Origin of the sequence: Chryseobacterium sp. B21-037 (genome assembly GCF_028570785.1) — a bacterium.
In the GTDB taxonomy this organism is placed as follows: domain Bacteria; phylum Bacteroidota; class Bacteroidia; order Flavobacteriales; family Weeksellaceae; genus Chryseobacterium; species Chryseobacterium proteolyticum.
Genome location: NZ_JALGCB010000001.1, coordinates 3,955,050 through 3,966,295, shown reverse-complemented (window position 1 = coordinate 3,966,295; position 11,246 = coordinate 3,955,050). Strand labels below are relative to the sequence as shown.

The 11,246-nt window shown below is 36.0% G+C and carries 7 protein-coding genes and 1 riboswitch; of the genes, 1 reads left to right on the top strand and 6 read right to left on the bottom strand.

Annotation, left to right across the window (positions count from 1 at the left end; genetic code table 11):
- Positions 1-372 precede the first annotated feature (372 nt).
- Positions 373-1,866: a RagB/SusD family nutrient uptake outer membrane protein gene (locus MTQ00_RS17715; protein ID WP_273650504.1), complete on the bottom strand. Its 1,494-nt coding sequence runs from the start codon at positions 1,864-1,866 to the stop codon at positions 373-375.
- Positions 1,867-1,890: 24 nt separating this feature from the next.
- The gene (locus MTQ00_RS17710) at positions 1,891-4,806 is read right to left on the bottom strand and encodes a SusC/RagA family TonB-linked outer membrane protein (RefSeq protein ID WP_273650503.1); all 2,916 of its coding nucleotides are present in this window, start codon (positions 4,804-4,806) and stop codon (positions 1,891-1,893) included.
- A gap of 83 nt (positions 4,807-4,889) precedes the next feature.
- Positions 4,890-4,986, bottom strand: a riboswitch (SAM riboswitch).
- Positions 4,987-5,231: 245 nt separating this feature from the next.
- Between MTQ00_RS17710 and MTQ00_RS17705 the strand changes: the two genes are divergently transcribed.
- Positions 5,232-5,636: a type II 3-dehydroquinate dehydratase gene (locus tag MTQ00_RS17705; RefSeq protein WP_273650502.1), complete on the top strand. Its 405-nt coding sequence runs from the start codon at positions 5,232-5,234 to the stop codon at positions 5,634-5,636.
- Positions 5,637-5,686: 50 nt separating this feature from the next.
- Here the strand turns inward: MTQ00_RS17705 and pckA are convergent, their stop codons facing one another.
- From pckA to MTQ00_RS17685, 4 genes are all read right to left on the bottom strand, one after another.
- Positions 5,687-7,303, bottom strand: a complete 1,617-nt coding sequence (gene pckA / locus MTQ00_RS17700; protein ID WP_172282384.1) for a phosphoenolpyruvate carboxykinase (ATP) — start codon at positions 7,301-7,303, stop codon at positions 5,687-5,689.
- Positions 7,304-7,433: 130 nt separating this feature from the next.
- Entirely contained in the window at positions 7,434-8,336 is a 903-nt protein-coding gene (locus MTQ00_RS17695; protein ID WP_273650501.1) for a GYDIA family GHMP kinase, read from the bottom strand.
- 11 nt (positions 8,337-8,347) lie between these two features.
- The gene (gene fabD / locus MTQ00_RS17690; RefSeq protein ID WP_172282380.1) at positions 8,348-9,223 is read right to left on the bottom strand and encodes an ACP S-malonyltransferase; all 876 of its coding nucleotides are present in this window, start codon (positions 9,221-9,223) and stop codon (positions 8,348-8,350) included.
- A gap of 68 nt (positions 9,224-9,291) precedes the next feature.
- On the bottom strand, positions 9,292-11,241 hold the full coding sequence (locus MTQ00_RS17685; protein WP_273650500.1) for a LysM peptidoglycan-binding domain-containing protein: 1,950 nt from the start codon (positions 11,239-11,241) through the stop codon (positions 9,292-9,294).
- Positions 11,242-11,246: the final 5 nt, after the last annotated feature.

Below are 11,246 nucleotides of genomic sequence, written 5' to 3'. Positions count from 1 at the left end.
AAAAAACTTTTGGGAATTCACATGTCGATGCTTAACAGATATGATGTGGCGGAAATATCACTTATTATATTTACAATATTCCAGTTTTTACTGATTGTAAGTCAATGTACATCATATATAGCCTATGAATATGATGTAGATAATCACTTGAAAGTAGATGAAATAGTAATATTTTTGAAAATTATTTCGCTCATTTTTATATTTTTCATTAGGAAGAAAATAGTACAAAAATTAATGTAGATCTTCTAATAGAATATATAAAATAAAGGTTGTCTCCTCGCCGAGACAACCTTTTATTTTAATTAAAAAGATTTTTTTTATAAAATTCTCATTATAAATAATAACCATAAAAATAACACCTTATTTACTTCCTCACAAATTCGGGTTATTCTCCACCTCCTTCTGCGGAATCGTAAACAAATAATACTTACTGTTTGGCGCAAAGGCAGATTGATCAGGAAAAGAAAATACAGAATGTCCTCTTCCATTCACTGTTTTTACAGTTCCATCCGGAGTTGTTACTTGTACTTTAATTGGCTGACCATTGGAATCAGTAAAAGGTTTTCTTACTACAGTTCCCTGAGTTCTTATGATATCAGACAATGAAAATCCTTCTCCAAACAATTCCTTTCTTCTTTCGATCAGGACTTCTTTGATCACATCATTCTGGGCTAAAGATCCACTGTACAGATTAGCCTGTCTCGCTGATTTCAGTTGATTCAAAACTGCCACAGCATTGGTCACATTCCCATTTCTGGCTTCTGCCTCAGCTTCAATTAAATACATTTCAGCTGATCTCATAAACACAATATCAGCAATGAGATTAGCTTTAAATTTAAATTTAGCATATCTTAAAAGTCCTTCTCTTCCAGGAAGCCCATCCCATTGAAATAATTGATACCGGATATCATGGGTGTCAAATAAATCTTTAAAATATGGATCTGCCATAAAACTGTAGTAGTAACTTCCTGATGAAGAAACATCTAAGTAGTGGAATGCATAACTTTCTCCTGATTGTTCCTGCGTCTGACCATGTCCCCAGATCCATTCCCCATTGGTAATATCATTAAACCCGTCCTTATACTTTTCGGGAGCCATCAACGGAAAACTAGCTTTTGCAATTTGAGCAGCAGCAGTAGCCTTAGTCCACTCACCGGTATTTAAGTAAGTCCTGGCCAATAATCCATATACTACAGACTTATCAATTTTATCCTTATTATTTCTTGTATAATTTGCTAATAAAAGTCCTGCTTCTGATAGGTCATTTTTAATCAAAGTATAAATTTCTTCAAGGCTAGCTCTCTTTTTTCCTACAGAATTTGTGGTTGTAGGTTCTGTATAAATTGGAGCCACCAAAGCGTTTTTATCTTTTAAATAACTAAACTGATAAAGGCTTGCTAAATTCAAGTAACAAAAAGCACGTAAAGCTTTTGCCTGGCCCTTAACCTGATCCTTTTTAGACTGACTTCCTTCTACTCCATCAATACGACTAATCACATTATTCATGTTGTTGATTGCAGAATATAATAAACTCCATACAAATTGAGAACGACTTCCGGTACTATTCACTAAATCGGTAAAAGCGTAAGCCGATGCAAAGCCATATTTATTAGTAAGGACAGCGACATCACTTCCCATAGCATCGCTGGCCCGTAATACAGTTGAATAGCCAATATTAGCATAGGTAGGCCCGTCATCATTGAATTTTGCCCATGTCCCATTAATCACCGTTTCAGCACTTTCAGCTGTTTTGAATATCTCGGCTTCATTAGCCTGATTAGTAGGAGCTGTTTCCAAATCATTAGTACATGCAGTAGAAGAGAAAGCTGCAATAAGTATAAATGATATATATTTTATTTTTTTCATTGTTTTGATTGTTTTAATATAAACTTAAAGTGTAGCCTGAAGACCGAATGTTATTGTTCTCATTGCCGGATATCTGTAATAAGTGGTACCATCTATAGCTTGCTCGGGATCCATTCCTTTATGCTTGTAGAAAGTTAAAAGGTTTTCAGCCTGAAGATAAATTCTGAACTTTTTCAGTCCCAGTCTTCCGAAATAATCTGAAGGTAACGTATATCCGATACTCACATTTTTCAATCTGGCATAAGTCCCCGAGTATAAAAACCTTGAGGACGTTGAAGTCCAGTTATTTGTCGTTGTACTTAAAGCCGGAACATCCGTATTGGGATTTTCAGGCGTCCATCTGTTTAACATCTCTGCACTCCATGCTCTTCCAGCATTGCTTCCATTTGACATTAACATGGTGTAATCTGTATCAAGAATTTTTCCTCCAACACTAAAAGTTAGCAGCGCGGATAAATCAAAATCCTTATATGTAATATTTGTAGTGATTCCACCGGAAAATTTAGGCAAAGAAGAACCCTGTAATGTTTTTGTCGCCTTTGCATATTCGGAAGTTGTTCCTTCTACTGTATTCCCATTGGCATCCTGATAAACATATTTCCATAGCGGAGCACCGTTACTTGGATCAACTCCAACCCATTCCGGAATAAAGAAATCATAAACAGAACCCCTAACCTGCAATAATTTAGTTCCTGTTACAATTGGGCCTTTAGGAAGTTTCGTAATTCTGTTTTTTAGGGTTGTTACATTAACATCAACATCCCATTGGAAATCGTCCGTTTTAATCGGAGTTGTGAATAATGAAAATTCAAAGCCTGTATTTTTCAGTTCTCCAATATTCGCTGAATAACCACTAAAACCAAGAGAGGGAGCCAAAGGCCTGTCAAATAAAAGATCTTTACTTTGACGCTGGAAATATTCCACATTACCCTTGACCCTGTTTTTAAGAATAGCAAATTCCAGCCCCACATTCAAGTTAAGATTGGTTTCCCACTTAAGATCAGGAGTGGGAAGTCTGCTAGCAACTGTTCCCCCTTCTCCCAGATTATTGTAAAATGCGTAAAGACTCTGGTAAGCATAATAAGTACTCAACTTATCATTTCCCTGTCCTCCGTAACTCGCACGAAGGGTTAGCTGATTAAAGAAATTTAGATTTTTAATGAATTGCTCATTAGACGCCTTCCATGAACCTCCTACTGACCAGAAAGTTCCCCATCTGTTTTGCGGTGAAAAACGGGAAGATCCGTCTGATCTTACAGATCCGGAAATAAAATAAGTGTTATTGAAATCATACTCTGCTTTACCTAAAAAACTCAGTAAACCTAATTTATCACTATTACCACTAAAACCTCCTAATAAAGCCGCTGCATCCGGTTCATAATAATAAGGTAAAGAAAACTGACTTCGGCTTCCGGATATCGTCTGATACTCATAATGATAAAACTCCTGTCCGGCTAGAATATTGAAATGATGCTGATTGAATTTTTTGTCATAGGTCAAGATATTACTGGTTGTATAAGATAATGTCCGTGAATTTGTCTTGGTCACTGAACCTCCGATTTCACTACCTTCCCCAAGTAACGGATTTGAATAATAATGCCCATTATAATTTACCAGGTCAATTGAAAAACTGGATTTAAATTTTAATTCCGGTAAGAAGGTAAAATCCAAATACCCTTTTCCTGAAAAGTTATCTTCCCTGTTTTCATTTTTGTCTAATGGCAAAGTTGCTGCTGCATTTTGATTTTGCAAAGCACTTGTCGGCCTGTACTTTCCGAAGTCGTAAATTGTATTTCCGTTAGCATCAAGCTTATAGCTTCCGTCAGGATTTCTTTCATAGTATGGATAAAAAGAAGGAATTACTCTGGCTGCATTAATAATATTATCAGTTCTTGAATCGGAAGATGGTGGTGCCTCCTGAAGACTATTGGTATAGCTAAGGTTTGCTCCAACTGTTAACCATTTTTTCACTTCATTATTAATCTTCAATCTCGTACTGTATTTTGTAAATCCGGATCCTATGGCAATACCCTTATCATCAAGATATCCCAATGAGAAAAAGTAGTTTCCTTTTTCATTTCCGCCACTAAAATCAAGATCAACCTGGTTTCTTGAGGCCACTCTTTGTAGTATATCCCTCCAGTCATCATTCCATAAAGGCCTTGCTCCAGGCAGCAGTTTTCCATCTGTCCCTACCGGTTTTGCATAGTTAGAACCATATGGATTGATGCCCAGGTTATTCACAAGATTATCTGTGGCCATTTGCGCAGCCTGTTGTGCTGAAACCTGTCCTGATTTATATCCATTTCTCATTGCTTCCCAATATAATTGAAAATACTGGTCCGTGGTAACCTGTTCATAGTCCTTTACAGCCCTGCTGGAAAATCCCTGACTGATATTAAAATTGATTCGTGATTCTCCTTTTTTCCCTGACTTTGTAGTCACAATAATCACTCCGTTAGCACCTCTTGATCCATACAGAGAGCTTGCCGTAGCATCTTTCAAAACACTAATTGATTCTATATCATTTGGGCTGATAGAATTGATATTTCCATCAAAAGGAATTCCATCCACCACGAATAAAGGATTACTTGAGGCACTAATAGATCCGATCCCCCTGATACGGATTGTTGCCGTAGCACCCGGTTGGCCTGAAGCACTTACTGCCTGCAATCCCGCTACCTGCCCTTCCAAAGCTTTTGTAATATTGGTTACCGGCCGATTATTAATCTTTTCGCTGGAGATCGTCGCTACAGAACCTGTGTAACTCGTCTTTTTCGCTTTACCGTAAGCTACTACAACGACTTCATCAATATCTTTTTCCCTAAGCGTATCTTTCTTCTGCTTTATCTCCTGCCCATTAACACTAATAATGCCTAAGAAAAACAAAGCACCGGGTGAAATCCAAACACCAGCTTTGAATAAATTTCTACTAACCATAATCAATTTTATTTGTTAAATATTAAAAAAATACCCTTTGCGGAAAACACAGCAAAGGGCATCAAGAAATTGATTTAACCAAATGCTTATTTTTCCTTAAAAGGCTGAATGTAACACCTTGCATCATGCAGGTTGTTAAGACTTCGTAGGGTCAGTTCCCTCCATCTTTCTTTATAAGCCGATCGAAATATGGATGCAAATCTAAAAACAATTAGTCTATAAAACAAGTAGACTAATTTATTTTTTATTTTAAATTCTCAAAAATTAACTTAATTTTCACTTAAAACACCTGTTAATAAACCATTAGAGAAAATGTTAAATTTTTAAACATGAGAAATATCATTAAAAATAATGTAAAACATCTTCTTCAAATAAAACCCGTAAAATATCCGCACTAATCGAAAAAAACTTTTTAATTTTATGTTATGAAAATTTTAATCATAAACGGGCCGAATCTAAATCTGTTGGGTACAAGAGAACCTGAAATTTATGGAATAATTTCAATGGATGAATATTTGGAAAAACTAAAAGATGAATTCCTTTCTTACGAACTGAACTATTATCAATCGAATATTGAAGGAGAATTAATTAACAGACTTCAGGAAGATGATTTTGATGCTGTTATTATCAATCCGGGGGCTTTTACTCATTACTCTTATGCGATAGCCGACTGTTTAAAGAATATACAGAAACCTAAGATTGAAGTACATATCAGCAATATTTATAAAAGAGAAGAATTCCGGCAAAAGTCAGTAACAGCGGCTCACACAGATGCTGTATTATCCGGCTTTGGAATGAAAGGATACAGACTGGCTTTATTAAGCTTTTAGGATGTTTTAATACATAAAAAAGCCTCATCAATGATGAGGCTTTTCTTTTTTTATATTGTTTGTTCTTGTAATTGAGGTCCGGAAGCAACCAGCTTTTTCCCCTCTTCAGTGTTACAATACTGTTCAAAATTCTTAATATATCTTGATGCTAAGTCTTTAGCCTTCTCTTCCCACTCTGAAGCATCACTGTATGTATGTCTTGGATCCAGAATGCCTTCTGAAACATTGGGTAAAGAAGTAGGAATTTCCAAGTTCATAATAGGTACTTGTGCCTTAGGAGCGTTCTCAATAGATCCATCAATTATTGCATCAATAATGGCTCTTGTATCTTTTAATGAGATTCTTTTTCCTGTACCGTTCCATCCTGTATTTACCAAATAAGCTTTTGCTCCATGTTCTTTCATTTTACCAATCAAGGTTTTAGAGTACATGGTAGGATGTAACGTAAGAAATGCCTCACCAAAAGCCGGAGAGAATGAAGGTTCTGGAGAAGTAATTCCTCTTTCAGTTCCTGCTAATTTAGAAGTATATCCACATAAAAAGTGGTATTGAGCCTGATTTTCATCTAAAATTGAAACCGGAGGTAATACTCCGAATGCATCAGCTGAAAGATAAACAATCTTCTTAGCATGCCCAGCTTTAGAAGGCAGTACAATTTTGTTAATATGGTAAATCGGATAAGAAACTCTCGTGTTTTCAGTGATTGAATTATCAGTATAATCAGAAACACCATTATTTACAACAACATTTTCAAGAAGAGCATCTCTTTTAATTGCTCTGAAAATGTCCGGTTCTTTTTCTTCCGATAAGTCAATTACTTTTGCATAGCAACCTCCCTCATAGTTGAAAACTCCATTGTTATCCCAACCGTGTTCATCGTCACCAATAAGATATCTTTTAGGATCAGCGGATAAAGTTGTTTTACCTGTTCCGGAAAGGCCGAAGAACAAAGCAACATCTCCTTCTTCTCCTACGTTTGCAGAACAGTGCATAGATGCCATTCCTTTTAGCGGAAGGTAGTAGTTCATCATTGCGAACATTCCTTTTTTCATTTCTCCTCCATACCAGGTTCCTCCAATGATCTGTAATTTTTCCGTAAGGTTGAACATTACAAAATTCTCGGAATTTAGTCCCTGAGCTTCCCAATTCGGATTCGTTGTTTTAGAACCGTTCACAACAGTGAAATCAGGTTCTCCAAAGTTTTCCAGCTCATAATGAGATGGACGGATGAACATATTAGTAACGAAATGCGCCTGCCATGCAACTTCTACGATGAATCTCACTTTAAGTCTTGTGTCAGCATTTGTTCCACAAAATGCATCCACTACATAAATTTTCTTAGAAGAAGAAAGTTGGTCTAGCACTAATTCTTTACAAGACTTGAAGATTTCTGCTGTTGTAGGCAAGTTCACTTTGCCATCCCAGAAAATTGTGTCTCTTGTAACATCATCCTGAACAATGTATCTGTCTTTTGGAGAACGGCCAGTAAAAATTCCTGTTTTTACTGATACTGCACCAGATTCCGTAAGTTCAGCTCTCTCAAAACCCTGATTTTCAGGAGAAACTTCTGCTTGAAATAATTCCTCATATGAGGGATTATATATTATTTCGTAGTCTCCCTTAATCCCTAATTTTTGCAAATCCTGGATGATTTTAGCGTGTTTCATTTTACTTATATTTTCTATTTCTTTTTTTAGTCCAACAAAATTAAATATTAATTTAGTGTTACAGGTGGTTAAATATAATGATATAAGTCAGAATGACAAAGAAAAAAACAGAACGGCAAATTATTAAATATCAAGCAATTATATCAGTCCATTCAAAAATAGTCGCAAAACCTTTTCCCCGAAAATAGTCCTCAAAGCCCCTAAATTTGGCACTCATTACAAAATCTCCCCCCCAGGCACCCAAACTTTTCACAAAAACCGGACAGTCGGAGAAGAATTTGTCTTTAACGGTAGGAATATTCAGAAAATCAGAAATTTTTCTTTCATGAACAGTCATTAAATGACAAAAATCATTTAATTCATTACATAATAGAATTTCATTGGTAAGGGCAGAAAATACTTCGATCAGTTTCCGGGATTTTATTTTAGACTTATACAGATCGATTGCTTCCCTGCTGTCTTGTTTTTGATTTAAATGGATAAAAATCAAGTCGTCCTTAAAGATAGGATCAAAGGTTACTCTTTTATATTGTATTACCGGTTTATTCTGATACAAAACTGCTGATTTTTCCTTTGCGACAGCAATATCATAACCACTTCCACCCAAACTTAGACTATTTAGCATGAAAGGATCTGTATCAGCCCACACAGAAAGGTTGTTCATTAATGTTGAACTGCTTCCCAATCCAAAATCGGAAGGGAACTGTAGATTTGTTTTTAAAAAGTATGAATCTGCATTCTGGAATTTACGAGTAGAAAGCTTTTGGACGTTTTTCAACGTTTTTATAAGAAATTGGGCACTGGGAGCTATATTTGTCTCAAGGATTTTCCAAGAGGAATAATCAATGACCACTTTCAGCCATAGTTTATTTTGATGGTAAGCTTCCCAAAAAACCAATGATTTCCCATCTTCCGTTTCTTCAAAGAAAAACTCTTGTCCCAGCCTGGTTGGTACCGCTAGGACAAGAGCTCCATCTATAGCAAAATATTCTGAAGTAAGCATGAGCTTTCCCGGTGAAAATATTTCGCCCATTTGTTTATTTTTTAGATTGCCGAAGCAACGTCTACAGAACTATCAATTTTCTTGATCAATCCCTGTAAAGTTTTTCCTGGTCCAACTTCTACAAAGTTAGATGCTCCGTCTTTAATCATATTCTGAACAGATTGTGTCCATTTTACAGGACCTGTTAACTGAGCAATTAGGTTTTTCTTAATTTCGTCAGGATTTGTAACTGCAGTCGTGGTAATATTCTGATAAACTGGAATCGTTGCTTTTCTGAACTTAGTTTGTTCAATAGCAGCGGCCAATCTTTCTTGTGCAGGTTGCATCAATGGAGAATGAAAAGCCCCATTAACAGGTAGCAATAATGCTCTCTTCGCTCCCGCTTCTTTCAATTTAATACAAGCTTCTTCTACGGCAGCAGTTTCTCCTGAAATTACAAGTTGCCCAGGACAATTATAATTTGCAGGAACAACAATCCCATTGATCTGTGCACAAATTTCTTCAACTTTAGCATCTTCCAATCCTAAAATTGCAGCCATTGAGCTTGGATTAATATCACAAGCTTCCTGCATTGCTTTTGCTCGCTCAGATACTAATTTAAGACCGTCATCAAAAGACAGAACTCCATTAGCGACCAATGCTGAAAATTCTCCTAAAGAGTGACCCGCTACCATTTCAGCACCAAGTCCATTTACAGCTTTTAAAGCAGCTACAGAATGTATAAAAATAGAAGGCTGAGTAACCTCGGTTTTCTTTAGATCTTCTTCTGTCCCATTAAACATAAGGGATAAAATATCGAAACCTAAAATTTCATTGGCAGATTCCATCAGATCCTTTATGTCTTTTCGAGAATCATATAGTTCTTTTCCCATCCCAACAAACTGAGAACCCTGCCCAGGAAATACAAGTGCTTTCATCTAATAATTTAAAATATTATGCAAATATAAACATAATGTGAAGATTTTCTTTCATCCAATGTACTTCACTAAGGAACTAATCGGATTACACGATAACCAGTATTCACATAAGCTCCATTAGCTTTGGACTTTACAAATTCAAACTTGGTTGCAAGCTGAGTTTGAACTTTATTCATTTGTTTAAAAATTTCTCCTTTTTTATTCTCTCTGGTTAACATGTCATTGACAACATCAAAACCAATAATTGCATATTTGGGAGGAGTCTTGCAATATTTACCTTTATAGGCTGCCAAAATCTCTTTTTCAAAACTTCCGTCCGTATTGATTTTTCTGTCCATTAAGTAAACCAGACTCGCCTGACTAAGGTCGTCTACCTTTTTCTCAAAACTTGGAGCATAATACATGCTAAAAGCTTTTATTCCCTGTACTTCTTTTGTCAGGGCAATAACTCTATTTGAAAAAGCCTCGCCCGTACTATCGTTATCACTCGCTAAAATAGCTATTACAGGAGCAGATTGTCCCGTCATCATATTCTGGTCTGCCTTAATTTCTGCAGGAGAACTTACAATTGTTACATTTGGATTTTTCACTGCCTTTTCGAGACCCGCTTTAATATAATTTGCATTTTCCTTTTTGCTGTCTGCAACTATATAAATTTTTTGATCCGAGTATACAGTTTTTACTTCATCTACAATTTTATCCGCATAGGTTTGATCATTCGTTTCAATAATAACCAGATTACTGTAGTTATACAATTCCGGAGAATTTGCAAACGGCGCTACAATTGGAATTTTCTGGCTTTTAGTAAAGTCCAAAACATCAATGACATTCGATTTAAAGAATGGGCCTATAATTAAATCTGTATTATTAGGATTGATTTGAGTCAATGAATTCCTAAATGAAGCTTCATTACCGGAATCAACTACTTTAATATCCAGTTTCTGACCGTTTCTTGCATTTCTTTCAATGGCTAATTTAGCTCCTGTAAGAAAATCCATTGCCATTCCCCTATATTGAGTTTCATTTGTACTATAGCCGAAAGGAAGCATCAAAACAACACTTAAAGCATCTCCGCTTTTCTTAATGTATGCAGGATCAAGCTTCTTAATTTTCAAAACCATCCCGGTCTTTAGTCCGTGGGTTAAATCCGGGTTTAAAGCGATTAATTCGTCAATGGAAATACCATATTTATTCACAATAGAGAAAACAGTATCCCCTTGCTGAACAGTGTAAGTAACATATTCATCTCCTGCCTCTGCATTCACGTTAGAGGAATTATTAGCAGATGACTTTTCGTTGCCTGAATCAATTTTAGTTTTAGGGTTAACAGGCTCCGTAATCACATTAGCAACATTGCTATTTGATTTTTTAACACGGATAACCTCTCCTGGTTTTAATCCTTTTTCTTCCAATCCAGGATTTAAAGCATACAGCTCTTGCTGGCTAACTCCAAATTGTTTTGTAATTCTGTAATAATTATCTTTTGATTGAATTGTATAGCTATCCTCATCCGTTGCCACGGCAGTTGATGGAGTATTATTAGCAGTTGCTTCTATAGTTTTTGAAGCTACAACAGGTTGTTGGTTGCCTCCATATTTTTTTATGCTTTCAAAAGGTAATGTAATCTCATCACCGATCTTCATATGAGAATCCAATTCAGGATTCAACTTTCTCAAGTCAGTTTCAGAAATACGGTATTGCTTTGTAATTCCATAGATGGTTTGTTTCGGCTGTAATACAATTTTACCAAGCTGAGCATTGGGTTTAGCTTTTTCAATGACAGCAGTTTTTGTAACAGGAGCAGAAGTGCTTTTATCAGATTTAACTGTAAGCACATCACCGACTGTCAACTTTCCATCTTTAAATTTTGGATTTAGTTTCAGCAGTTCATCCACCGTTATACCATACTTCTTGGCAATATTATAAGGATTGTCTCCTTTAACTACGGTATGTGATTGTTGAGCGGAAACGCCCAAAACCATACATAAACTGGATAGAATAAAAAACCTTTTTATCATAGTAG